Here is a 23,999-nt window from a genome sequence, read left to right on the forward strand (position 1 = left end):
AATCCGGCCTCGAAGGAGAGCAGAAATGGCGATCGACGTGGCCCCCCGCGCCGACGGACCCGCCGACACCCCTGTGTCGCAGCGTGACTGGTGGCGTGACGCCGTCGTCTACCAGGTCTATCCGCGCTCCTTCGCCGACGGCGACGGGGACGGCACGGGTGACCTCATGGGCATCGGCGACCGCCTGCCGGCCCTCGCCGGACTCGGAGTCGACGCGGTGTGGCTGTCGCCGTTCTATCCGTCGCCGCAGCGTGACGGGGGCTACGACGTGAGCGACTACTGCGACGTCGATCCCGCTTTCGGGACCCTGGCCGACCTCGACCGTGTCGTCGACGTCGCGCACGCCCACGGCCTGCGGGTGATCATCGATCTCGTCCCGAACCACTGCTCCAGCGACCACCCGATGTTCCGGGCGGCTCTCGCGGCGCCTCCGGACAGCAGGGAGCGAGCGCGTTTCCACTTCCGTGACGGCCGTGGCGAGCACGGTGAGCTGCCCCCGAACGACTGGCAGTCGCACTTCGGCGGCTCCGCGTGGACCCGTGTCACCGAGCCCGACGGGCGCCCGGGGCAGTGGTACCTGCACCTCTTCGACCCCACCCAGCCGGACTTCAACTGGGACAGCGAGGACGTCCTCACCTTCTTCGACGAGGTCCTCGACTTCTGGCTCGCGCGGGGTGTGGACGGCTTCCGCGTCGACGTCGCCCACGCGCTCGTCAAGGCCCCCGGCCTGCCCGACTGGGGCGGACGGGCCGATGGCGCCAGCTCACCCGGGTTCCCCGGCCACGAGGCCCCGATGTTCGACCAGCCCGGCGTGCACGCCGTCTACGAGCGCTGGCGCGAGCGGCTCGAGCGCTGGGGGCCCGACCGCATCCTGTGCGCCGAGGCCAACGTCGCGCCCCTCGAGCGCGCCGCCAAGTGGGTCCGTCCGCGAGAGATGCACCAGGCGTTCAACTTCGCCTACCTCCACGCGCCGTGGGACGCCGTCGCCCTGCGCCGCGTCATCGACGAGTCGCTCGCCGCGTTCGGTGGCGTGGGCGCACCGAGCACGTGGGTCCTGTCCAACCACGACGTCGTCCGCCACGCCACGCGCTTCGCGCTGGTCGACGCCGCTCACGTCGCCCATGGGCACGGCTTCCGGGCCGACACGCCCCTCGACCCCGAGCGGGGGGAGCGGCGGGCTCGTGCCGCCACGGCGCTCATGCTGGCACTGCCCGGTGCCGTCTACCTCTACCAGGGCGAGGAGCTCGGGCTGCCCGAGGTGCTGGACATCCCCGACGACCAGCGGCACGACCCCTACTTCCTGCGCAGCGGTGGCGCCGTGGTCGGCCGCGACGGCTGCCGGGTGCCGATCCCGTGGGAGGCGCACGCCCCCGCGTACGGCTTCAACGGCAGCGGCTCCTCCTGGTTGCCACAGCCCGCGCAGTGGGCCCGCTACGCCCGCGACGTCCAAGGCGCCGAACCGACGTCGACCCTGGCGCTCTACACCCACGCCCTGGCGACGCGAAAGGTCCTCGGGCTCGGCGCGGGTTCGTTACGGTGGGTCCGCGCCGACGAGCCGGCGGTGCTCGCCTTCGTCAACGGGGAGGTCCTCGTGGTCGCCAACCTCTCCGACCACCCCGTCCCTGCCGAGGCCGACGAGATCGTGCTCGAGAGCGTCCCGGGTGCGGTCAGCGACGGACTCCTGGCCCCGGACGCGACCGCGTGGTTCCGCGCGCCGGCCGGCACGGGTCTGACGGAAGGCTGATCCGGTGGCGGGAGTGACGATCAAGGACGTCGCCGAACGGGCGGGTCTGTCGGTCGCCACCGTGTCGCGCGCGCTCAGCGGGCGCGGTCACGTCTCGGAGACCGCCCGGACGCTGAGCGCCCAGGCTGCTCGTGACCTGGGCTACGTCGCCTCGTACAACGCGGCCAGTCTCGCCTCGGGACGCAGCAAGAACGTCGGGCTGGTCGTGCCCTGGGTGAACCGCTGGTTCTTCAGCACGATCATCGAGACCGCATCGACGGTTCTGGCGGCGGCGGGGTACGACGTCACTCTCTACTACCTCGGTGGCGGCAAGCGCGAGCGTGGGCTCGTCTTCAGCGACTTCCTGCTCCGCAAGCGTGTCGACGGGCTCCTTGCCGTGGCGCTCGAGCTCGACGACACCGAGCGCGTCGACCTGTTGCGAGTCGGCACCCCGGTCGTCTGCATCGGCGGCGTGATCCCCGGCGTGTCGACGGTCAGCGTCGACGACTTCGCGACCGCGCGTCTCGCCACCGACCATCTCGTCGCGCTCGGACACCGCCGCATCGCGCACATCGGCTGGGAGGGCGCCGGGGACTTCGCTCTGGCAGCGACCCGGGAGGACGGCTATGCGCGGGCGCTGCGCGATGCGGGCCTCGAGGTCGCACCGGAGCTGGTCGCCCTCGGAGACTTCACGATGCAGGAGGGCTACTCCACCGCCAAGCGTCTGCTGTCCGACCCACGACTGCGTCCGACCGCGATCTCTGCCGCCTCCGACGAGCTGGCCATCGGGGCGATCACCGCCGCGCGGGACCTCGGTCTGGACGTGCCGCGTGACGTGTCGGTGGTGGGGATCGACGGGCACGACCTCGGCGGCGTGTTCGGTCTGACGACGGTCGACCAGCACGTGCGCGAGCAGGCGACCCAGGCCGCCGACCTTCTCCTCCGCCAGCTCGACGACGACTCCGTGGACCGCGAGCCCGTCCACACCGAGCTCGGCCTGGACCTCGTGATCCGCTCGAGCACGATGGCTCCACGCCCGGACGGGCCACGCACGCGGTAGCGTGCCTCGGGTGGCTGTGTCCTCCCAGCGTTCGGGCATGAGCGGCATGCTGACGGCGTTGGCGCACCCCGTCCGCATCCTCCCGGCGACGTTCGTGCTCGGCAGCGTCGCCGGCACCCTCCTCCTGCTCCTCCCAGGCATGCGGACCGACGGTCAGCAGGGTGGCGCGGTCCTGCCGGCCGCCTTCACGTCGGTGTCCGCGGTGACCGTGACCGGACTCAGCACGGTCGACGTCTCGTCCTACTGGACGCCGCTCGGGCAGGTCGTCATCCTCGTGCTCGTCCAGGTCGGCGGCTTCGGCTTCGTCACCCTGGCCACGATCCTGGGTGTCGTCGTCGGGGGCCGGATCGGCCTGCGCTCGCGGCTCGCCACCCAGATGGACCTCCACCTCGTCAACCTCGGAGAGGTGATCCCGCTCGTCCGGCGGATCCTCGTGACGATGCTGGGCTTCGAGGCCGTGGTCGCCGTGGTGCTGACCTTCGGGTTCGAGTCGCGTCACGACGAAGGCTGGGGCGAGGCGATCTGGCACGGGATCTTCTACTCGGTGATGGCGTTCAACAACGCCGGCTTCGCGCTGGCACCCGACAGCCTCGTCCAGTACGTCGGCGACGCCGCGCTGATCCTGCCGATCTCGATCGCGGTCTTCGTGGGGGCGGTGGGCTTCCCCGTCCTCGCGGAGCTGTCACGCCGGTGGAGGCGCCCCGACCGCTGGTCGATCCACACCAAGCTCACCGTGTGGGGCTCGTTCCTCCTGCTGGGCGCCGGGACGGTCCTGTTCGGGGTCGTGGAGTGGTCGAACCCCGCGACGATGGGCGGCCAGTCGTTCGGCGAGAAGCTCGTCACGTCGTTCGAGGGCGGCATCATGCCGCGTTCGGGTGGGTTCAACTCCATCGACTACGGGGAGGCCCGGTCCGAGACGACCCTGATCACAACCATCATGATGTTCATCGGCGGCGGGTCGGCCAGCACCGCCGGTGGCATCAAGATCACGACGTTTCTCCTGCTCGGCTACGTGATCCTCGCGGAGGTGCGTGGTGACCCCGACGTCACCATCGGTTCGCGGCGGATCGGGGTCAGCACCCTGCGGCAGGCGCTCACCGTCGCCCTGCTGGCGGTGATGCTCGTCGTGACCTCGACACTGGCGCTGCTCGTGGTGGCGGAGGTGAGCCTGGACGAGGCGTTGTTCGAGGCGACGTCGGCGTTCGCCACCGCCGGTCTCTCCATGGGCGTCACCGGTGATCTCCCGCCCGCCGGCCAGGCGGTGCTGATGTTCTTGATGTTGATCGGCCGTGTCGGTACGGTCGCGACGGCGTCAGCACTCGCCCTGCGTGCCCGCCCGCGTCGCTTCCACCTGCCCGAAGAGCGACCGATCATCGGCTAGGAGAAGATGACCCGTGCCCAAGAACTCGACCCCTCCGCCCGACGCCCCCGTGCTCGTCGTCGGCCTCGGTCGCTTCGGCACCGCCGTCGCGTCGTCTCTGACCCGCCTGGGACACGAGGTGCTGGCGATCGACGAGAGCATGGAGCTCGTCCAGAAGTGGGCGACGGAGTTCACCCACACGGTCCAGGCCGACTCCACCGACGAGGAGGCGCTGCGCCAGATCGGTGCTGACCAGTTCGACCGCGCCGTGGTAGGCATCGGCACCGACATCGAGGCGAGCGTGCTCAGCGTGCTGACGCTCACCGAGCTCGGCGTTCGCGAGATCTGGGCCAAGGCGATCAACAAGAAGCACGGCAAGATCCTCGAGCGCGTCGGCGCGCGCCACGTCGTGTATCCCGAGTCGGCGATGGGCGAGCGGGTCGCTCACGTGGTCTCGGGGTCGATGATCGACTTCATCGAGTTCGACGACGGCTTCGCCATCGCGCGTACGGCGGCACCGTCGGGAGCGGTCGGTCGCACGCTCGCGGAGTCCGCGCTCCGCCACCAGTACGGCATCACCGTGGTCGGCGTGAAGCGACCGGGGTCGGACTTCACCTACGCGCGGCCCGAGACGTTCCTCGGTGAGTTCGACGAGCTGATCGTCTCGGGGCCGACCAAGAAGGTCGAGCGGTTCGCCGGCCTCTCCTGACGCTCGCGGGTCACTCTTTTGCGCCCGCGGGTCACTCTCTGGCGCTCGCGGGTCAGTCCGGCACGTCCTGGCCGAGAACGTGAACCCACGACCCCCAGGCGCTTCGGACCATCTCCTCGAGAGAGTGACGCATCCGCCATTCGAGGTCCCGAGCGGCGAGGTCGCCCGAGGCGACGATGCGCGCAGGGTCGCCGGGGCGTCGTGGACCGGTCTCGGGGACGAAGTCGACACCGGTGACGTGCGCGATGGTGTCCATGATCTGGCGCACCGAGACGCCCTCGCCGCTCCCGAGGTTGTACACGTCCTCGAGCAAGGCCTCCTCCGCGAGGGAGCGCGCGGCGACGACGTGGCTGTGGGCGAGGTCCGACACGTGGACGTAGTCGCGCACGCAGGTGCCGTCCGGCGTCGGGTAGTCGACGCCGTTGATGACAGGGACGCCGCCGTCGGTCAACGTCTTGAAGACCTTCGGGAAGAGGTTGTGTGGGCTGGAGTCGTAGAGGTCGTCGTCGCCGGAGCCGACCACGTTGAAGTAGCGCAGCGAGGTCTGCCGCAGCCCGGTGGCTCGGGCCTGCGCCCGCAGCACCCACTCGTCGACGAGCTTGCTCTCGCCGTACGGCGACTCCGGAGCCGTCGGCGTCGACTCGGTGACGAGGTCGGTGTCGGGCGTCCCGTAGACCGCGGCCGAGGACGAGAAGACGACCGAGTTCACGCCGACCTCGGCCAGCGCCTGCAGCAGGTGGACGGTGCCGGTGACGTTCTGCTCGTAGGTGTGGATCGGACGCTGGACCGACACGCCTGCGTACTTGAACGCAGCGAGGTGCACCACCCCGACGACCCCGTGCTCGCGCAGGACCGTACGGACGAGCTCGGTGTCGGTGACGTTGCCCTCGACGAACGGGACGTCGGCGGGGACGAACTCGCGGTGGCCCGACTCGAGCGAGTCGAGCACGACGACGCCGATCCCGGCGTCGGTGAACGCGCGGACGACGTGGGAACCGATGTAGCCGGCGCCGCCGGTCACGAGCCAGGTCATGCGATCGACCCTAACCGACCACGACGCGCAGGATCCGGTCGTCGTCGGCTCCCGGCTCCCCGCGACCGTCGGTGTTGCTGGTCGTCACCCACAGGCTTCCGTCGGGTGCCGGCACGGCGTTGCGCACGCGCCCGAGGCCGGCGTCGCCGAGGCGGCGGCGCGGTCGGGCGGCGTCGGCCCCGGACAGCGGCACCGCCCACACGCACTGACCACGCAGCGCAGCCACGTACGCCGTCCCGTACGCGACGCCGACGCCCGCAGGCGACGCGTCGTCGGTGCTCCACCACGCCTTCGGCCCGACGAGACCGCGTTCGTCCGTGGGCCCCTCCGTCTGGGGCCACCCGTAGTTGCCGCCACGCTCGACGAGGTTGAGCTCGTCGGTGGTCTGGTCGCCGAACTCGGCCGCCCACAGCCTGCCCTGTGCATCGAACGCGAGCCCTTCGACGTTGCGGTGGCCGTAGGACCAGACGCGGTTGCCGAAGGGGTTGTCCTCGGCGGCACGGCCGTCGAGGGTCATCCGCAGCACCTTGCCCGAGGGTGAGTCGACGTCCTGGGCTCGGTCGCGTTCGCCGGCGTCACCGGTGCTGGCGTAGAGCATCCGGTCGGGTCCGATCACGAGGCGGCCGCCGTTGTGGTTGAACGCTCGCGGTATCCCGTCGAGCAGCACCTGCGGGCGTCCGAGGCGGCGTCCGTCGTACGACATCCGCACGATCCGGTTGTCGTCTGGGGACGTGAGGTAGGCGATCACGGCGTCGCCGCCGGGGACGAGGACGATCCCCAGGAGCCCGCCCTCGCCGCTGTCGGTGTCGACGTCGGGCACCTCACCGATCGTCGTCGCGTTGCCGCCCCCGACCTTGACCACCCGCGCGGTGTCTCGTTCGGTCACGAGGGCCTGGCCAGCATCGAGGAACGCGAGCCCCCACGGCACCGTCAGTCCGTCGGCGACCACACCGTCGATCCGGAGACGGGTCGGGTCGTCGGGGCCGCGGGGAGCGGGCGTCGTCGGGGGCACCGACGACGGGTCGGTGGTGGGAACGGTCGTCGGAGCCGGGTCGGTGGAGCCGTCTCCGCGGCAGCCGGTGGCCAGGCCGGCTCCGGCGACGGCGAGCGCAACGAGAAGCTCGCGGCGAGTCAGCGTCATGGGGAGAGTGTGGCCCACCGGTGGTGACGGGACCGGTGGCACGACCTCCGACGACGTCATCTTCTGCCCTGCCGATGCCGCGCTTCGGGAGTAACGTGCCGTTCGGGACAGACCTCTGACCCGACACCACCGACGACCGGGAGGGCGGATGGACGGCACCGTGGTCTGGGCGGCAGACGAGAGGCTTCGTCTGGACACCGGCTTCTCCGACTACCTGATCATCCTGATCTACTTCGCCTTCGTCCTCGGCATCGGCCTCCTCGCCAAGCGCCAGGTCTCCAGCAGCATCGACTTCTTCCTGTCGGGGCGCTCGCTGCCCGCGTGGGTGACCGGTCTGGCCTTCATCTCAGCCAACCTCGGCGCGGTCGAGATCATGGGCATGTCGGCCAACGGTGCGCAGTACGGTCTGCCGACGATGCACTACTTCTGGATCGGCGCGGTGCCGGCGATGCTGTTCCTCGGCGTCGTGATGATGCCGTTCTACTACGGCTCCAAGGTCCGCAGCGTGCCGGAGTTCATGCGGATGCGGTTCGGGACGGGCGCGCACCTGGTCAACGCGTTGAGCTTCGCCGTGGCCCAGCTGCTGATCGCCGGCGTCAACCTCTATCTGCTCGCGCGCATCGTCAACGTCATCCTCGGCTGGCCGTTGTGGGTGTCGCTGATCGCCGCAGCGATCGTGGTTCTGACCTACACCACCCTCGGTGGCCTGTCGGCGGCGATCTACAACGAGGTCCTCCAGTTCTTCGTCATCGTCGCGGCGCTGCTGCCGCTCACGCTCGTGGCTCTGCACAAGGTCGGCGGGGTCAGCGGGCTCACCGACAAGATCTCGGCCACCCCGGGCGGCAGCGAACAGCTCTCGTCCTGGCCCGGCACCAACCTCACGGGCATCGACGACCCGTTCTGGTCCGTCGTGGGGATCGTGTTCGGACTCGGCTTCGTGCTGTCGTTCGGCTACTGGACGACGAACTTCGTCGAGGTGCAGCGGGCGATGGCGTCGAAGTCGATGTCGGCCGCGCGCAGCGCCCCGATCATCGGCACCTTCCCCAAGATGTTCGTCCCGTTCATCGTCGTCGTCCCCGGCATGATCTGCGCCGTGCTGATCCCGGAGATGATCGACCTCAAGGCCGGCGACGACAGCTCCGGGGTCGCGTACAACGACGCGATCCTCCTCCTGATACGCGACCTGCTGCCCAACGGCATGCTCGGACTCGCGATCGCAGGCCTCCTCGCGTCGTTCATGGCCGGCATGGCAGCCAACATCTCGGCGTTCAACACGGTCTTCAGCGTGGACCTCTGGCAGCAGTACGTCCGCAAGGACAAGCCGGACGGCTACTACACGAGCGTCGGCCGCTGGGCCACGGTCGGTGCGACCGTGGTGGCGATCTTCACCGCGCTGATCGCGTCGAGCTACTCGAACCTGATGGACTACCTCCAGACCTTGTTCGGGTTCTTCAACGCCCCGTTGTTCGCGACGTTCATCCTCGGCATGTTCTGGAAGCGGATGACCGCCACCGCCGGTTGGGTCGGTCTCGTGTCCGGCACGGCAGCAGCGGTCGTCGTCGCCTTCCTCAGCGAGGACGCCTTCGGCAGCGCCAGTGTGGGCGTCATCCCGCTCGGGGGCCAGGGTGCGAGCTTCGTCGCGGCGAGCGCAGCGTTCGTGGTCGACATCGTGGTCAGCTACGTCGTGAGCCTGATGACCCAGCCGAAGCCGGCCGCCTCGCTACGTGGCTTCGTCTACTCGCTGACGCCCAAGGACCAGCTGCGCGACCCGCTCGCGCACCTGCTCCCGTGGTACCAGCGCCCGACCGTGCTCGCCGCGATCTCGTTGGTCATGGTGATCGCCTTGAACATCATCTTCTGGTGAGAAGGAGCAACGATGGCTGAGGGCAAGAGCCGCTTCAAGATCGCGTCGGCGTTCGACATCCGGACGATCATCGGTGCCCTGATGGGCATCTATGGCGTGATCCTGACCTTCCTCGGCATCTTCAACGCCTCCGACGCCGAGCTGAGCAAGGCCGACGGCTTCAACGTCAACCTCGTCAACGGGCTGATCCTGCTCGGCGTCTCGGCCGTGTTCATCATCTGGGCGATCCTGCGGCCGCTGGTCGTCGAGGACGTGCCGCCTGAGGCGCTGGAGGACCGCGACCAGCGCGCCGAGTAGCGCGCTAGCATGGGAGCCGTGTACGACCTGCACCTTGTCGAGCCACGCTGATCCCGACCCCGTCAGCGTGGCAGCCCCTCTGCCCAGAGGGGCTGTTCTGTGTACGGGCACGGTTCGGTGTCGCAGATCACCCGGTCGTACGAGGACGTCATTGCGGAGGAGACCCAGGTGAGCACCCAGCAGGGCGAGGCGGCGTCGTACGACGTCCGCGCGGTCCAGGACAAGTGGCGCGCGGTGTGGGACGAGCTGCGGCCGTACGACGCCGACGGCACCGACCCCGGTCGCGAGCGGCGCTACGCGCTCACGATGTTCCCCTACCCGTCCGGCGACCTCCACATGGGCCACGGCGAGGTCTTCGCGCTGCACGACATGCTGGCGCGCTACTGGCGGCTCAAGGGCTACGACGTGCTCAACCCGATCGGCTGGGACTCCTTCGGGCTGCCCGCCGAGAACGCTGCCATCAAGCGCAACGAGAACCCAGCGACGTTCACGTACGACAACATCGAGACGCAGGCCGAGTCGATCCGGCGCTACGGCGTGAGCTTCGACTGGACGCGTCGCCTGCACACCTCCGACCCCGAGTACTACCGCTGGACCCAGTGGCTGTTCCTGCGGCTGTTCGAGCGGGGCCTGGCCTACCGCAAGGCGTCCTACGTCAACTGGTGTCCCAACGACCAGACCGTGCTCGCCAACGAGCAGGTCGTCCAAGGGTTCTGCGAGCGCTGCGGCGCCGTGGTCACCAAGCGCGAGCTGACCCAGTGGTACTTCAAGATCACCGACTACGCCCAGCGGCTGCTCGACGACATGCAGCAGCTGGAGGGCCGGTGGCCCGAGCGCGTGCTGACCATGCAGCGCAACTGGATCGGACGCTCAGAGGGTGCGTGGGTGTCGTTCGTGGTCGAGGGGCGCGAGGAGCCCGTGCGGGTCTTCACCACCCGGCCCGACACGCTGTACGGCGCGACGTTCATGGTCGTCGCCCCCGACGCCACGCTGGCCGGTGAGCTGGTGTCCGACGATCAGCGGCCCGCCTTCGAGGCGTACCTCGAGCGCACCAAGCAGGCCACGGAGATCGAGCGCCAGTCCACCGACCGTCCGAAGACCGGGGTGTTCCTGGGCGTCCACGCGACCAACCCGCTGACGGGCGAGCCCATGCAGGTGTGGGCCGCCGACTACGTCCTGGCCGACTACGGGTCCGGCGCCGTGATGGCCGTGCCGGCCCACGACCAGCGCGACCTCGACTTCGCCCGGACGTACGACCTGCCGGTCCGCCGCGTCGTCGACGTGCCGGGGGAGGGTGACCCGGCCGAGACCGGCGTCGCGACCACCGGTGACGGGGCGTACGTCGGCTCGCCGGTGCTGGAGGGCGTCACCGACAAGGCCGAGGGCATAGAGGTGACGATCGAGACGCTGACCGAGAAGGGGTTGGGCGAGGGCACGGTCAACTTCAGGCTGCGCGACTGGCTGCTCAGCCGTCAGCGCTACTGGGGCTGCCCGATCCCGATCGTGCACTGCCCCGACTGCGGTGAGGTCGCGGTGCCCGACGAGCAGCTGCCCGTCGAGCTGCCCTACCTGACCGGCGCCGACCTCGCGCCGAAGGGCACCTCCCCGCTGGCCGCCGCGACGGACTGGGTCAACACCACCTGCCCCCGCTGTGGTGGCGCCGCGCAGCGTGACACCGACACGATGGACACGTTCGTCGACTCCTCGTGGTACTTCCTGCGCTACTGCTCGCCCGACCGGACCGACGCGCCGTTCGCCCCCGAGGACGTCAACCGGTGGATGCCGGTCGACATGTACGTCGGTGGGGTCGAGCACGCGATCCTGCACCTGCTCTACAGCCGCTTCTTCACCAAGGTGCTCCACGACATGGGCCTGGTGGACTTCGTCGAGCCGTTCACATCGCTGATGAACCAGGGCCAGGTCATCAACGAGGGCAAGGCGATGAGCAAGTCGCTCGGCAACGGCGTCGACCTCGGTCAGCAGATCGAGCAGTTCGGCGTCGACGCGGTGCGCCTGACGCTGCTGTTCGCCGGGCCACCCGAGGACGACATCGACTGGGCCGACGTGTCACCGACAGGCTCGTCGAAGTTCCTGCAGCGGGCGTGGCGCGTTGCGCACGAGGTGGCGAGCGATCCGGGTGCCGACGTCACCGCCGGTGACGTCGCGCTGCGTCGGGTCACGCACAAGACGGTGGCCGACGCCGAGCAGCTCTACGAGTCCAAGCGCTTCAACGTGGTGATCGCGCGTGTGATGGAGCTCGTGAACGCCACGCGCAAGACGATCGACTCCGGTGCGGGTGCGGCCGATCCCGCGGTCCGCGAGGCGGCAGAGGTCACGGCGATCCTGCTCAGCACGGCAGCGCCCTACGTCGCCGAGGAGATGTGGGCGGAGCTCGGCCACGCTCCCTCGGTCTCGCAGCAGCCGTGGCCGACGGTCGACCCGGCCCTGCTGGTCGACGACACCGTCACGTGCGTGGTCCAGGTCAAGGGGAAGGTGCGCGGCAAGCTCGAGGTCGCGCCCTCGATCTCCGACGACGAGCTCGAGGCGCTCGCACTGGCCGAGCCCAACGTCGCACGGCACCTCGAGGGCGCCGTGATCCGCAAGGTGATCATCCGCGCTCCGAAGCTCGTCAACATCGTCGTCTGATCACGCGGTCGCGCCGGTCACCACGAGGCTGATCCCCGTGGTGGCCAGGCCGAGCGTCAGGATCGCGGCGCCCGTCCAGATCAGGGCGACCAGTCGGCTGGGGCGCTGCGGGTCGTGCCCCAGGACCGACAGGAAGAAGCCGGCGGGCATCACGATCGCCGCGACGAGGACGCCGAGCGGGCCGAGCCACGCCCATGGGTCGGCGACGTCGGCGGCGCTGGTGAGCAGGAGGGTGACGAGCCCGAGGATCACGAGCACGCCCGCGTGGGCGTGGCCCGCCCGGAAGAACGACGTCTGCAGGGCGTTGGCCGGCTTGCGACCGCCCACGACGCGCAGGAGGAACACCCCGCCCGACTCGATGGTGATCACCGTGAGCACGACGATGCCCGCGGTGAGCGTGGATGCGGCGTTCATACGGTCTCCTGACGTGGGAACCCTCCGTTTTTGGAGAGTGCGACTATCCAATATTAGATAGTGATACTCTCCAGTACGTCAAGGGACTTCTCGAAGGGGACACGTGGTGAGGATCTCCGAGCTCGCCCACGCATCCGGCGTCGCCGTCGCGACGATCAAGTACTACCTGCGCGAGGGCCTGCTCCCGCCCGGTCGATCGACGAGCGCGACGCAGGCGACGTACGACGAGGGCCACCTCCAGAGGCTCCGCCTGATCCGCTCGCTCGTCGAGGTCGGCGGGCTTCCGCTGGCCAAGGTCCGCGCCGTGCTGGCGGTCATCGACGACCCAGGTCCCGACCCGTACGCGGCGGTGGGTGACGCGCTCGCGGCCCTGCCGCCTTACGTCCGCGACGAACCACCGTACGCCCGCGCCACGGCTGCGCTCGAAGCCATCGGCCTCGCCCACGATCCCGGATCAGCGGCGGTGGCCCAGCTCGAAGCGGCGCTCGCCGGTCTCGAGGCGGCGGGACGGCCGCTCGACGCCGAGGCGGTCGGCCGGTACGCCGAGGAGGTCGCGGCGATCGCTCGTCGCGAGGTCGCGTCGGTCGAGCCCGACGGCAGCGGCGTCCACGACGATCCGGTGGCCACCGTGGTCCAGGACGTCGTGCTCGGGACGGTGCTCGTCGAGCCCGTCATCCTCGCGCTGCGACGCATCGTCCACGCGGCGCTGTTCCGCGAACGCCACGCCGCTGGTGACGACGGTCAGAACCCTGCGGCGAGCCGGTAGTAGGCCTGGTTCCAACGCAGCTCGTGGCGCAGCCCGCGCGTCGTGGTCGAGGCGTCGATGTGGACGATCTCGGTGCGCAGCATCTCGGCCAGGTCGTCGAACTCCTCGAACCCGACCGCGGTCGTGAGGACCGTGTGGTGCGGCCCGCCCGTCATCAGCCAGGCCTCGGCCGCCGCCGTCAGCGACGGGTGGGCCTCCCACACCGCGCAGGCGACGGGGAGCCGGGGGAGCGGCTCGTCAGGCTCCACCAGCGTGACGTCGTTGGCGCTCAGGCGGAACCGGTCGCCCTGGTCGGAGAGACCGACGACGATGCCCTCGCCGGGATCGGCCACGAAGCGGAGGCGCACCGGATCCTCCCGCCCTCCCATCGACAACGGATGCACCTCGACGGTCGGGCGCTCCGTGGTGAGGCTCGGGCAGACCTCCAGCATGTGGGCGCCGAGGGACTTCATCCGGCCCGGCGCCAGGCTGTACGTGTAGTCCTCCATGAACGAGGTGCCGCCCGGCCGGCCGGCCGCCATCGCCTTGGTCGCCCGGACCAGCGCCGCCGTCTTCCAGTCGCCCTCGCCGCCGAAGCCGTAGCCGTCGGCCATCAGCCGCTGGACGGCGATGCCCGGGAGCTGCCGCAAACCTCCAAGATCCTCGAAGTTGGTGGTGAACGCACCGAATCCGCCCTCGATGAGGAAGGCCCGTAGGCCGGCCTCGAGCCGAGCGGCATACCGCAGTGCGGCGCGCTGCTCACCGTCGGCGCGCAGAGCGGGGGCGACGGCGTAGAGGTCGTCGTACTCGGCGACGAGCTTGGTGACCTCCTCGTCGCCGACCTGGTCGACGACGGCGACCAGGTCGTTCACGCCGTAGGTGTTGACCGAGACTCCGAGGCGCAGCTCGGCCTCCACCTTGTCGCCCTCGGTGACAGCGACGTCACGCATGTTGTCGCCGAAGCGCGCCAGCCGCAGGGAGCGGAGGTCGGCGAACGCCGCCGCCGCGCGCGCCCAGGTCGCGACCCGGGCGCCGACGGCGGGATCGGTGACGTGGCCGGCGACGGTCTTGCGGGGGATGCCGAGCCTGGTCTGCACGAACCCGAACTCGCGGTCGCCGTGCGCCGCTTGGTTGAGGTTCATGAAGTCCATGTCGATCGTCGCCCACGGGATCTCGACGTGGTGCTGCGTGTGCAGGTGGAGGAGCGGCTTCGCGAGCGCGTCGAGGCCGGAGATCCACATCTTCGCCGGCGAGAAGGTGTGCATCCACGCCACGAGGCCGGCGCAGGCGTCGTCGGCGTTGGCCTCGAGCACGAGGCGGCGGATGGCGTCGGACGAGGTCAGGACGGGCTTCCACACCACCGGGAGCGCCAGGTCGTCGGTGCGGTCGAGCGCGTCGGCGATGTCGCGCGACTGGGCGGCGACCTGGCGGAGGGTGTCCTCGCCGTACAGGGTCTGGCTGCCGGTCAGGAACCACAGGACGCGATCGGTCATCGGTGTTCTCTCTCTCCGGCCCCCTGGCCGTAGGCGTTCTGGTAGCGCTCGTAGAGGCGATCGACGTCCGCAGGGGCGATCTGCACCGGCTCCCCGATCTGGCGGCTGATGTGGACGGTCCGAGCGACGTCCTCGCACATCACGGCGGTCTTCACCGCCTCCAACGCATCCGCGCCGACCGCGAAGACGCCGTGGTTGCGCATCAGGACCGCGCGCGACCGGCTCCGTGCCAGCGTGACGACGATGCCGCGACCGATCGAGTCGTCGCCGATCAGCGCGAACGGACCGATCGGGATCTCCCCGCCGAACTCGTCGGCGATCATCGTCAGCGTGCACGGGATCGGCTCGCCGCGCGCCGCCCACGCCGTCGCGTAGGTCGAGTGGGTGTGCACGACGCCGTTGACGTCCGGTCGGTGGCGATAGACGTAGGCGTGCGCGGCCGTGTCGCTGGACGGAGCCAGGTCACCGTCGAGCAGCCGGCCGTGCAGGTCCGTGACGACGATCGACTCCGGGGTCAGCGCGTCGTACGCGACCCCGCTGGGCTTGATCACCAACGCGTCCTCGCCGGGGACCCGCGCCGAGACGTTGCCAGCCGTCCACACGACGAGGCCGTAGCGCGTCAGCTCGGCGTGCAGGTCGCACACCTCGCGGCGCAGCCTCTCGATGGTCCGGCGGACCTCATCGGCGACCGTCATCGGGCACCTCCGCGTGATCGTGAGGCGTCGTCTCGCAGGGTGCGCAGCCGGTGCATCACGTCGTTGCCACCCCGACCGAAGTAGTCGTGCAGCGTGACGTACTCGGCATAGAGCCGGTCGTACGCACGCGCACGCTCCTCGTCGGGGACGTAGACCGCCTTGCGCACCGACCCCATCGCCTTCGCGGCAGCGCGTATGTCCGCGTACGCGCCGGCCGCGACGGCGGCATGGAGTGCGGCGCCCAAGGCGGGGCCTTGTGCCGACCCGACCGCGGACAGCGGGAGCCCGGTCACGTCGGAGTAGATCTGCATCAGCATCGCGTTGCGGACCAGACCACCCGCGACCACCAGCTCCTCGACGGGCACCCCGCTGCGCCCGAACGCATCGATGATCGTGCGCGTCCCGAACGCGGTCGCCTCGACGAGCGCGCGGTAGACGTCCTCGGGACGCGTCGCGAGGGTCTGGCCGAGCACGACGGCGGAGAGGTCGTGGTCGACGAGGACCGAGCGGTTGCCGCTGTGCCAGTCGAGCGCGACGAGACCGTGCTCACCGACGGCCTGCTCCGCCGCGAGCGCGCTGAGGTGCTCGTGGACGGTGACCCCCGCCGCGGCCGCAGCCTCGTGCACGTACGGCGGCACCCCGTGGTCGACGAACCAGGCGAAGATGTCACCGACGCCGCTCTGGCCCGCCTCGTAGCCCCAGCGTCCCGGCACGATGCCGCCGTCGACCACGCCGCACATCCCCGGGACCTCGCGGAGGACCGACGAGCTCATCACGTGGCACGTCGAGGTCCCCATGATCGCGACCATCTGACCGTCGTCGATCGCCTGTGCCGCCGGCGCGCTCACGTGCGCGTCGACGGTGCCCACGGCGACGGCGATGCCCTCCGGCAGGCCGGTCCACGCCGACGCGGCGGCCGTCAACGTGCCCGCCGCCTCTCCGAGCTCGGCGACCGGCTGATCGACGTGGTCGTCGACGAACCCACCGAACGCGGGATGGAGGGCCGTGAGGAAGTCTGTGTCCGGATAGCGCCCGTCCTGATAGATCGCCTTGTAGCCGGTGGCGCCCGCGTTGCGCACGTACGTCGCGCAGAGCTGCCAGACGATCCAGTCCGACGCCTCCACCCACCGGTCCATCGCGGCGTAGACCTCCGGATCCTCCTCGAGCACCTGGAGCCCTTTGGCGAACTCCCACTCGGACGAGATCAGTCCTCCGTACCGGGACAGCCACGGCTCGTCGCGCTCGGCAGCCAACGCGTTGATGCGGTCGGCCTGCGGCTGCGCCGCATGGTGCTTCCAGAGCTTGACGTACGCGTGCGGGCGGTCCTCGAACCCTTCCACCTCGCACAGCGGGGTGCCGTCGGCGGTGGTCGGCACCATCGTGCACGCGGTGAAGTCGGTGCCGATCGCGATCACGTCGGCGGGGTCGATGCCGGCCTGCCGGATCGCTTCGGGCACGGCCGTCCGAAGGACGTCGATGTAGTCGGACGGCACCTGGAGCGCCCAGGCGGGCGGCAGCCGCCGCTCCGGTCGTCCCGGCAGCGCGTCGGTGACGACCCCGTGGGCGTAGACGGACTCCGCGCTCGCCACCTCTCGGCCGTCCTCGACCGCGACGACGAGCGCGCGACCTGACAGCGTCCCGAAGTCGACCCCCACCACGTACTCTGCCCTGCTCACGAGGACACCTCCGGCCGGTACGGGCGCGCGGTGCTCGCGCGCAGGATCACGTCGGGGGAGACGAGGCGCTCGAGCGGGGGCTCGACCCCCTTGATGCCGGCGTCGAGGAACGCGATCGCCCGACGGCCGACCTCGGCGAAGTCCTGCCGGACCGTCGTGAGGGGTGGCTGCAGGTACTCCGCCTCTGGAGTGTCGTCGAAGCCGACCACGCTGACGTGCTGCGGTGCCGGGCGTCCGCCCTCCTGATAGGCGCGAAGCAGGCCGATCGCCATCTGGTCGTTGGCGACGAAGACGGCCGTCGTCTCCTGGGCGGCGACGAGCGTCCTGCCTGCGGCATAGCCGCTGCGGGCCGACCAGTCGCCGAGCAGCAGCGTGCCCGGGTCGAGCCGCGCGTCGGCGAGGGCTTCCCGCCATCCGGTCTCACGTCCGTCGGCCTCCGTCCAGCTGCGGGGACCCCGTACGTGGGCGATCCGCGTGTGACCGAGCTCGACCAGGTGCGACGTGGCTGCGTACGCCCCCGCACGCTGGTCGACCCCGACGACGTTCGGCGCCTTCGAGAGGTCGCCCTCGACCACGACGAACGGCACTCCGAAGTCCTGGCGGCTCACCAGCTCGAGGGCCTCGACCTGCCCGGCGATCATGACGATCCCCTCGACCGCTTGGCGCAGCAGGTGGTCGATCGCGTCGGTGAGCGTGGACTCGGTGACCGACGCGAGGCTCACGGACCCGGCGAACCATCCCGCACCGCGGGCGGCGTCCTCGACCGTGCGGTGGATGCTGTTGGGCCCGTACAGGCCGCTGCCGGTGCTGATGATGCCGATCGTCGAGGACCGTCGAGTGACCAGTGCCCGCGCGGCGGTGTTGGGTCGGTAGCCCAGCTGGCGGATCACCGACTCGACGCGCTCACGGGTGGACGGGCGGATGTTGGGGGAGCCGTTGATGACGCGGGAGACGGTCTGGTGGGAGACCCCCGCAGCCCGGGCCACGTCCGCCATCACCGGTGGGCTCTGACGATCGGTGCTCACGAGATCTCCCGGCGGTTGAAGAAGCGTTGCAGGACGACGAAGACGAGCAGCAGCGCGCCGATCGAGATCCGCGTCCACCACGAGCTCAGTGTCCCGTCGAAGGAGATGAACGTCTGGATGGTGCCGAGCACCAGCACCCCGAGGAGCGAGCCGATCACCAGCCCGTACCCACCGGTCAGCAGCGTGCCACCGATCACGACCGCGGCGATGGCATCGAGCTCCATGCCGACCGCGTGCAGGCTGTAGCCGGAGAGCATGTAGAGGGAGAAGAGCAGGCCGCCGAGCGAGGAGCAGAAGCCGCTGATCGCGTACACGCCCACCTTCACGCGTGCGACGGACAGACCCATCAGCACCGCAGAGGCCTCGCTCCCGCCGACGGCGTACACGCTGCGCCCGAAGCGGGTCAGGTGCAGCACCCACGCCGCGGCGAGCACCACGGCGAGCGCGATCAACACCGTCGGGGTCACGTAGAGCTCCCCGGGAAGCGTGATCGACGCAGCGGAGATCGACTGGAACGTCTCGTCCCTGATCGGGATCGACTTCACGCTGATGAGGTAGCAGAGCCCGCGGGCCAGGAACATCCCCGCCAGCGTCGCGATGAACGGCTGCACCTCGAAGTAGTGGATGACCAGGCCCATCGCCAGCCCGAGCGCGGTCCCGGTGAGCAGGACCGCCAGGATCGCCAGCGCCGGCGGCCAGCCGGCGCGCAACGTCGCCGCCGCGATCATCGTCGACAGGGCGACGACTGAGCCGACCGACAGGTCGATGCCGCCGGTGAGGATGACGAACGTCATGCCGACCGCGAGCACGATGAGGAACGCGTTGTCCACGAAGAGGTTGAGGACGACCTGAGGCGAGGCGAAGCCCTCGTAGCGGACCGCACCGACTCCGAACATCCCGACGAGCAGGGCGAACGTCGCCAGGACGGGGAGCAGCTGGGACGGAGGGGAGTAGCCCTTCACCCGGTCGGCGAGGGAGCGCGTGGCGACCTCCGGCCTGGTCACGGTGCTCATGCTCGACCTGCTCTCACGAGGGCGGATCGGTCGCGTCGACGACGCCAGACCGCAGCCCGTGCCTTGGGCGACTGGAGGAGGCAGACCGCGATGACGACGACGGCCTTGAAGAGGTAGTTGGTCTCCGCCGGGATGCCGATGGTCGGGATGGTGGTCGAGAGCGTCTGGATGAACAAGGCGCCCACCAACGTCCCCGCCAGCGAGAACCTCCCGCCGGCCAGCGACGTACCCCCGATGACGACGGCGAGGATCGCGTCGAGCTCGATCCACAGACCGGCGTTGTTCGCGTCGGCCGCGCTGGTGTTGGCCGCGATCATCAGTCCGGCCAGGCCGGCGCAGAACGCAGAGAAGACGTAGACGGTCCACAGGATCGTCCGTGAGCGCACGCCGGCGAGCCGACTCGCCTCGGGATTGACCCCGACGGACTCGACCAGCATCCCGAGCGCGGTACGGCGGGTGACCAGCGCGGTGACCGCGAACACCGCCATGGCGATGAGGACCGCGATCGGGAGCGTCAGGAGGTAGCCGGCGCCGAGTCCTCGGAAGAAGGAGTTGTTCACCGTGGTGATCTGGCCTCCGGTGACCAGCATCGCGAGGCCGCGCCCGGCGGTCATGAGCACGAGCGTCGCGATGATGGGTTGGATCCCGAGCACCGACACGAGGAAGCCGTTCCAGAGGCCGAGGAGGACACACACGGCGAGGGCGAGCGTGACCGCGGTGATCGCGGTCCCGGTCGACGCGGGGGCGGGGGACCCGGCGAGATGGACGCACGCGACCGCGCCCGCGATGGCCGCGATGGCCCCGACCGACAGGTCGATGCCGCGGGTCGCGATGACCAGGGTCATGCCCAGGGCGACCAGGAGCACGGGCGCGCCGTTGCGGGCGATGTCGACGAGGCTCCCGTAGAGGTGGCCGTCCTGCATCCGGATCTGGAGGAACGACGGCGTGGCGGCCACGTTGACGGCGAGCAGGAGGACCAGTGCGAGCACGGGCCAGAAGAGGCGGTGCCGGGCGAGGTCACGCACGGGCGGACTCCTCCTCACGCGCGATGATCGCCATGAGGTCGTCGGTGGTCACCCCGGTGTTCGGGATCTCATCGACCTTGTGACGGTCGCGCATCACCACCAGCCGGTCGCTCAGCCGCAGCACCTCCTCGAGCTCGGCCGAGATGAAGACGATGCCCATCCCTTCGTACGCGAGATCGTCGACGACCTGCTGGATCTGTGCCTTGGCGCCCACGTCGATGCCGCGGGTGGGCTCGTCGAGCAGAAGCACGTCGGGCTGCATGATCAACCACCGCGCGAGCAGCACCTTCTGCTGGTTGCCACCGCTGAGGTTGCGCATCAGCGCGTCCGGGTTCGCCGGGCGGATGTCGAGCATCTCGAGGTGCTTGATCACGAGCTGGTCGCGGGTACGTGGTGGCACCGGACGGAGCCAGCCGCGAGCGGCCTGCAGACCGAGCATCATGTTCTCGGCGACCGTGAGGTCGCCGATCACCCCCTCGGAACGGCGGTTCTCGCTGGAGAAGCCGATCTTGTGGTCCACGGCCCGACGCGGTGACCGAAGCGCGACCCGGCGCCCGCGAACCTCGACGCTTCCGCTGTCCGAGGCGTCGGCACCGAACAGGAGCCGCGCCAGCTCGGTGCGGCCCGAGCCCAGCAGGCCCGCGATACCGATCACCTCACCGTCGTAGACGTCGAGGTCGGTCGGGGCGAGCGACCCCTTGCGCCCCAGACCCCTCGCGCGCAGGACGGGCGTACGGCGTTCGTCCGGCTGGCGGGAGGGCTCACGGTGCAGCCGCTCGAGGACCTCGAGCTCGCGCCCGAGCATCTCCTCGACGAGCTCCAGGCGCGTGACGTCACGCGTGAGGTGCTCACCGACGATGCGACCGTTGCGGAGCACGGTCATCCGGTCGGAGATCGCGAAGACCTGCTCGAGGAAGTGGGAGACGAAGAGGATCGCGACACCTTGGGAGCGCAGGGACCGGACGACCTCGAACAGCTTGGCGACCTCCTCGCTGTCGAGGCTTGCCGTCGGCTCGTCGAGCACGAGGACGCGGGCCTCGATGTCCACCGCACGACCGATCGCGACCAGTTGCTGCACGGCGATCGGATGGTCACCGAGGCGGGAACGGGGCGAGATGTCGAGCCCGAGCCGGCCGAGCAGCTCGCTCGCGCGACGGTTCATCCGCCGGTGGTCGATGCGCCCCAGCCGACGAGGCTCCCGACCGAGGAGCATGTTCTCGGCCACGCTCAGGTTGGTGCAGAGGTTGACCTCTTGGTAGACCGTGCTCACCCCTGCGTCCTGCGCAGCCGCGGGCCCGGTGAAGGCATGCTCGGCTCCACCGACCCAGATCGTGCCCGAGTCGGTCGCGTACACGCCGGTGAGGGCCTTGATCAACGTCGACTTCCCCGCGCCGTTCTCGCCCAACAGTGCGTGCACCTCTCCCGGGAACAGCCGGAAGTCGACGTCGTCGAGCGCCGTCACCCCGGGGAACCTGATCGTGATCCCGGTCATCTGGACCACCGGGTCGACCGGCGTCCGTCCCCGGGGCGACGTCCCCGAGGAGGGGTACGCGTCGGCGGACATGTGGGTCATCTCGAGTCCTCGCCTCGTGTCGGGACGGGTGTGGCGGCCGGGCAGCCGGTCGGCGGTGGCGCCGACCGGCTGTCAGCGCTCAGTACTGACGGTCGGGCAGCGCAGCCTTGGCCTGCTCCTGGTCGAACGTCGTCTCCTCGGTGACCACGCGCTCGGGCACCTCCTCGCCGGCGACGACCTTCTGGGCGAGGTCCATCAGCTGCGGGCCGAGCAACGGGTTGCACTCGACGATGAAGTTGATCTTGCCCTGGGACAGCGCCGTCATCCCGTCCTTGACGGCGTCGACGGTGATGATCTTGATGTCGGTCCCGGGCTTCTTGCCGGCCGCCTCGATGGCCTCGATGGCGCCGAGCCCCATGTCGTCGTTGTGGGCATAGACCACGTCGATGTCCGGCTGCGACTTCAGGAACGACTCCATGACCTTCTTGCCCCCGTCGCGGGTGAAGTCACCGGTCTGCGACGCAGTGACCTCGATCCTCGGGTCCGCGCCGATCTTCTCCTTGAATCCGTCGGCTCGATCGATCGCGGGTGCCGCGCCGGTCGTCCCCTCGAGCTGGACCACGTTGATCGAGCCGTTGGTGTCGGTGTCTGCTGCGTCGGCGTTCTCGACGAGCCAGTCGCCGGCCTTCTCGCCTTCGAGGACGAAGTCGGAGCCCAGGAAGGTCTCGTACAGTGACGTGTCGTCGGAGTCGACCGAGCGGTCGGTGAGGATCACCGGGATCTTGGCCCGCTTGGCTTCCTGGAGGACGGTGTCCCACCCCGTCTCAACCACCGGGCTGAAGGCGATCACGTCGACCTTCTGCTGGATGTAGGACCGGATGGCCTTGATCTGGTTCTCCTGCTTCTGCTGGGCGTCGGAGAACTTGAGGGTCACGCCCTCTTGCTTCGCGGTGTCCTTGATGGACTTCGTGTTGGCTGTGCGCCACCCGCTCTCGGCGCCGACCTGGGCGAAGCCCATGGTGATGCTGTCGTCGTCCGACGCGTCGCTGCTGTCGCCGCCCCCGCACGCGGCGAGGCTGCCGACGAGCACGGCGCCGACGGCGGCTGCGCTCACTCTCCTGATCATGAGGTTCCTCCGTCTACGGGGCCGGCACCGGCTCTGGTGCGGGCCAGGGGCGCAGGCGGACAACTGCTCCCCAGTCGCTCTCAATGTGACGGACGCCACACTGATAAGAAGAGATTGTTAACGCTCACATTCGCTGCCGTCAAGAGGCGTGGCAGTTCGCCGTCGCCCGACGGGCGCGCGGCGGTCCCGGCTGCAGTCCGTACGGGGAGGGTGCGAGCTGGCTCGATCACGGCATCAGCGCAGGTCATGGCCGTCACCGCCGTCCGCCTCTCGCCTCGGCACACGCGGTCACACGCGCTGCCGCGCAAGGTGGCCGTCCTGGCGGCGGTGCCCGCCCGCGCGGGCGGGCCGTGTCAGGACAACCTCTCGGGTGTTAACGATCACATCGCGAGGCGCCGCGCTGGTGCTCCTCCTGGGCTCGCGTCCCGTCGCTTCGATGACATCCGGTCAGGGGAGCCCGGCACCGGACCGGGGGTGCTTCAGAGAGAGTCCGACTACCCTCACCCCCATGACCCTCGCCATCGTCACCGACTCGACGGCATCGCTGTCGGTCGACATCGCGTCGGCGCGTGACGTCACGGTCGTGCCGCTCGAGGTCGTCGTGGACGGCCGCTCGTACACCGAGGGTCTCGACGTCACGTCGGCCGACCTCGCGCGGGCGCTTCGTGCGGGGCGCGCCGTCGGCACCTCGCGGCCCGCGCCGGAGCGCTTCTCCCGCGTCTACGCCGGCCTGGCCGAACGGGGTGCGGAGGCGATCGTCTCCGTGCACCTCAGCTCCCGGGTCTCCGCGACGCTGGAGTCGGCGCAGCTGGCCGCGCAGGACTGCACCGTGCCGGTCACCTGCGTCGACAGCCTCCAGGTCGGGATGGCCACCGGGTACGCCGTGCTGACTGCCGCGGACGCGCGCGACGCGGGGAAGTCCGCCGACGACGTCGCCAAGGCTGCCCGCGACCGGTCGGAACGCGCGACGACGTACTTCTACGTCGCGACGCTCGACTATCTGCGCCGAGGCGGTCGCATCGGGACGGCATCCGCGCTGCTCGGCTCCGCCCTGTCGGTGAAGCCCATCCTCGGGGTGAAGGACGGACGGGTGCGGCCGATCGAGAAGGTCCGGACCTCGACGCGCGCCATCGCCCGTCTCGAGGAGCTCACGGCACAGGCCGTCGCGAGCCACGGTGACGAGGTGGACGTCGCGGTGCAGCACCTCGATGCGGACGCGCAGGCGCGGGCGCTGGCTGAGCGTCTCGGGGAGTCGTTGGGGCGCGAGTCGATCGACGTCATGGAGGTCGGGGCGGTCATCGGCGCCCACGTCGGTCCGGGTCTGCTGGCCGTCACGGTCTCCGCGCGCATGCCTTCGCTGGGGTGAACGCCCCCAGGCTGGTGTCCCTGCTGCTTGTCCACAGGTGAGCGCCCGGAGACGACGCGGCGACGGTTCGCCGCT

General features: G+C 70.0%; 20 protein-coding genes. 9 read left to right on the plus strand and 11 right to left on the minus strand.

What is annotated here, in order from left to right; genetic code table 11:
- Positions 1-25 precede the first annotated feature (25 nt).
- Genes KV102_RS13285 through KV102_RS19615 form a run of 4 tightly spaced genes read left to right on the plus strand, consistent with a single transcriptional unit; the run spans position 26 to position 4,852 of the window.
- Complete coding sequence (locus tag KV102_RS13285) at positions 26-1,744, plus strand: alpha-amylase family glycosyl hydrolase (protein WP_220346558.1); 1,719 nt, start codon at positions 26-28, stop codon at positions 1,742-1,744.
- Positions 1,745-1,748: 4 nt separating this feature from the next.
- Positions 1,749-2,783, plus strand: a complete 1,035-nt coding sequence (locus KV102_RS13290) for a LacI family DNA-binding transcriptional regulator (RefSeq protein WP_220344180.1) — start codon at positions 1,749-1,751, stop codon at positions 2,781-2,783.
- A gap of 37 nt (positions 2,784-2,820) precedes the next feature.
- A complete protein-coding gene (locus tag KV102_RS13295) occupies positions 2,821-4,164 on the plus strand; it encodes a TrkH family potassium uptake protein (RefSeq protein WP_220344181.1) in 1,344 nt (447 codons plus the stop codon).
- Positions 4,165-4,177: 13 nt separating this feature from the next.
- Positions 4,178-4,852: a TrkA family potassium uptake protein gene (locus KV102_RS19615; RefSeq protein WP_220344182.1), complete on the plus strand. Its 675-nt coding sequence runs from the start codon at positions 4,178-4,180 to the stop codon at positions 4,850-4,852.
- 52 nt (positions 4,853-4,904) lie between these two features.
- Here KV102_RS19615 and galE read toward each other — a convergent pair whose 3' ends face one another.
- Together galE and KV102_RS13310 are read right to left on the minus strand one after the other, a co-directional pair.
- The gene (gene galE, locus KV102_RS13305) at positions 4,905-5,885 is read right to left on the minus strand and encodes a UDP-glucose 4-epimerase GalE (protein ID WP_220346559.1); all 981 of its coding nucleotides are present in this window, start codon (positions 5,883-5,885) and stop codon (positions 4,905-4,907) included.
- Positions 5,886-5,895: 10 nt separating this feature from the next.
- Positions 5,896-7,026 carry a sorbosone dehydrogenase family protein gene (locus KV102_RS13310; RefSeq protein ID WP_220346560.1) on the minus strand — a complete coding sequence of 377 codons (1,131 nt, stop codon included), beginning with the start codon at positions 7,024-7,026 and terminating at the stop codon, positions 5,896-5,898.
- Positions 7,027-7,174: 148 nt separating this feature from the next.
- Here KV102_RS13310 and KV102_RS13315 point away from each other — a divergent pair, with 148 nt between their 5' ends.
- From KV102_RS13315 to leuS, 3 genes are all read left to right on the plus strand, one after another.
- On the plus strand, positions 7,175-8,890 hold the full coding sequence (locus KV102_RS13315; protein WP_220344185.1) for a sodium:solute symporter family protein: 1,716 nt from the start codon (positions 7,175-7,177) through the stop codon (positions 8,888-8,890).
- 12 nt (positions 8,891-8,902) lie between these two features.
- The gene (locus KV102_RS13320; RefSeq protein WP_220344186.1) at positions 8,903-9,187 is read left to right on the plus strand and encodes a hypothetical protein; all 285 of its coding nucleotides are present in this window, start codon (positions 8,903-8,905) and stop codon (positions 9,185-9,187) included.
- Positions 9,188-9,355: 168 nt separating this feature from the next.
- Entirely contained in the window at positions 9,356-11,833 is a 2,478-nt protein-coding gene (gene leuS / locus KV102_RS13325; RefSeq protein ID WP_220346561.1) for a leucine--tRNA ligase, read from the plus strand.
- On the opposite strand, the gene KV102_RS13330 is transcribed toward leuS, so the two are convergent.
- The gene (locus tag KV102_RS13330) at positions 11,834-12,247 is read right to left on the minus strand and encodes a hypothetical protein (RefSeq protein ID WP_220344188.1); all 414 of its coding nucleotides are present in this window, start codon (positions 12,245-12,247) and stop codon (positions 11,834-11,836) included. It lies immediately after the preceding gene.
- 106 nt (positions 12,248-12,353) lie between these two features.
- On the opposite strand from KV102_RS13330, the gene KV102_RS13335 reads away from it, so the two are divergent.
- Entirely contained in the window at positions 12,354-13,013 is a 660-nt protein-coding gene (locus tag KV102_RS13335; protein ID WP_220344189.1) for a MerR family transcriptional regulator, read from the plus strand.
- On the opposite strand, the gene araA is transcribed toward KV102_RS13335, so the two are convergent.
- The 8 genes from araA to KV102_RS13375 all read right to left on the minus strand — a co-directional run bounded on the left by araA (position 12,989) and on the right by KV102_RS13375 (position 22,546).
- Positions 12,989-14,485: an L-arabinose isomerase gene (araA, locus tag KV102_RS13340; protein WP_220346562.1), complete on the minus strand. Its 1,497-nt coding sequence runs from the start codon at positions 14,483-14,485 to the stop codon at positions 12,989-12,991. The genes KV102_RS13335 and araA overlap by 25 nt on opposite strands.
- A complete protein-coding gene (locus KV102_RS13345; protein ID WP_220344191.1) occupies positions 14,482-15,180 on the minus strand; it encodes an L-ribulose-5-phosphate 4-epimerase in 699 nt (232 codons plus the stop codon). The genes araA and KV102_RS13345 overlap by 4 nt, the downstream gene beginning before the upstream one ends.
- Positions 15,177-16,856 carry a ribulokinase gene (gene araB / locus KV102_RS13350; RefSeq protein ID WP_220346563.1) on the minus strand — a complete coding sequence of 560 codons (1,680 nt, stop codon included), beginning with the start codon at positions 16,854-16,856 and terminating at the stop codon, positions 15,177-15,179. Before araB ends, KV102_RS13345 begins: the two co-directional genes overlap by 4 nt.
- The gene (locus tag KV102_RS13355) at positions 16,853-17,881 is read right to left on the minus strand and encodes a LacI family DNA-binding transcriptional regulator (protein ID WP_301021687.1); all 1,029 of its coding nucleotides are present in this window, start codon (positions 17,879-17,881) and stop codon (positions 16,853-16,855) included. Before KV102_RS13355 ends, araB begins: the two co-directional genes overlap by 4 nt.
- Positions 17,878-18,894: a galactofuranose ABC transporter, permease protein YjfF gene (gene yjfF / locus KV102_RS13360; protein ID WP_220346564.1), complete on the minus strand. Its 1,017-nt coding sequence runs from the start codon at positions 18,892-18,894 to the stop codon at positions 17,878-17,880. Before yjfF ends, KV102_RS13355 begins: the two co-directional genes overlap by 4 nt.
- A complete protein-coding gene (locus KV102_RS13365) occupies positions 18,891-19,919 on the minus strand; it encodes an ABC transporter permease (protein WP_301021688.1) in 1,029 nt (342 codons plus the stop codon). Before KV102_RS13365 ends, yjfF begins: the two co-directional genes overlap by 4 nt.
- Complete coding sequence (locus KV102_RS13370) at positions 19,912-21,492, minus strand: sugar ABC transporter ATP-binding protein (RefSeq protein ID WP_255560947.1); 1,581 nt, start codon at positions 21,490-21,492, stop codon at positions 19,912-19,914. Before KV102_RS13370 ends, KV102_RS13365 begins: the two co-directional genes overlap by 8 nt.
- A 79-nt stretch (positions 21,493-21,571) precedes the next feature.
- Complete coding sequence (locus tag KV102_RS13375; protein ID WP_301021690.1) at positions 21,572-22,546, minus strand: ABC transporter substrate-binding protein; 975 nt, start codon at positions 22,544-22,546, stop codon at positions 21,572-21,574.
- 520 nt (positions 22,547-23,066) lie between these two features.
- Here KV102_RS13375 and KV102_RS13380 point away from each other — a divergent pair.
- Positions 23,067-23,924 (plus strand): DegV family protein, encoded by an 858-nt coding sequence (locus tag KV102_RS13380; RefSeq protein ID WP_220344195.1) that lies wholly within the window; start codon positions 23,067-23,069, stop codon positions 23,922-23,924.
- Positions 23,925-23,999 lie beyond the last annotated feature (75 nt).

The sequence above is a fragment of the Mumia sp. zg.B53 genome (assembly GCF_019550935.1).
Classification (GTDB): domain Bacteria; phylum Actinomycetota; class Actinomycetes; order Propionibacteriales; family Nocardioidaceae; genus Mumia.

What these genes read in the sequence shown, in the direction of transcription:
- KV102_RS13285 (WP_220346558.1), top strand. Translation starts at nt 26, where the DNA reads ATGGCGATCGACGTGGCCCCCCGCGCCGACGGACCCGCCGACACCCCT.
- KV102_RS13295 (WP_220344181.1), top strand. Translation starts at nt 2,821, where the DNA reads ATGAGCGGCATGCTGACGGCGTTGGCGCACCCCGTCCGCATCCTCCCG.
- galE (WP_220346559.1), bottom strand. Translation starts at nt 5,885, where the DNA reads ATGACCTGGCTCGTGACCGGCGGCGCCGGCTACATCGGTTCCCACGTC.
- KV102_RS13310 (WP_220346560.1), bottom strand. Translation starts at nt 7,026, where the DNA reads ATGACGCTGACTCGCCGCGAGCTTCTCGTTGCGCTCGCCGTCGCCGGA.
- KV102_RS13315 (WP_220344185.1), top strand. Translation starts at nt 7,175, where the DNA reads ATGGACGGCACCGTGGTCTGGGCGGCAGACGAGAGGCTTCGTCTGGAC.
- KV102_RS13320 (WP_220344186.1), top strand. Translation starts at nt 8,903, where the DNA reads ATGGCTGAGGGCAAGAGCCGCTTCAAGATCGCGTCGGCGTTCGACATC.
- KV102_RS13330 (WP_220344188.1), bottom strand. Translation starts at nt 12,247, where the DNA reads ATGAACGCCGCATCCACGCTCACCGCGGGCATCGTCGTGCTCACGGTG.
- araA (WP_220346562.1), bottom strand. Translation starts at nt 14,485, where the DNA reads ATGACCGATCGCGTCCTGTGGTTCCTGACCGGCAGCCAGACCCTGTAC.
- KV102_RS13345 (WP_220344191.1), bottom strand. Translation starts at nt 15,180, where the DNA reads ATGACGGTCGCCGATGAGGTCCGCCGGACCATCGAGAGGCTGCGCCGC.
- yjfF (WP_220346564.1), bottom strand. Translation starts at nt 18,894, where the DNA reads ATGAGCACCGTGACCAGGCCGGAGGTCGCCACGCGCTCCCTCGCCGAC.
- KV102_RS13370 (WP_255560947.1), bottom strand. Translation starts at nt 21,492, where the DNA reads ATGACCCACATGTCCGCCGACGCGTACCCCTCCTCGGGGACGTCGCCC.
- KV102_RS13380 (WP_220344195.1), top strand. Translation starts at nt 23,067, where the DNA reads ATGACCCTCGCCATCGTCACCGACTCGACGGCATCGCTGTCGGTCGAC.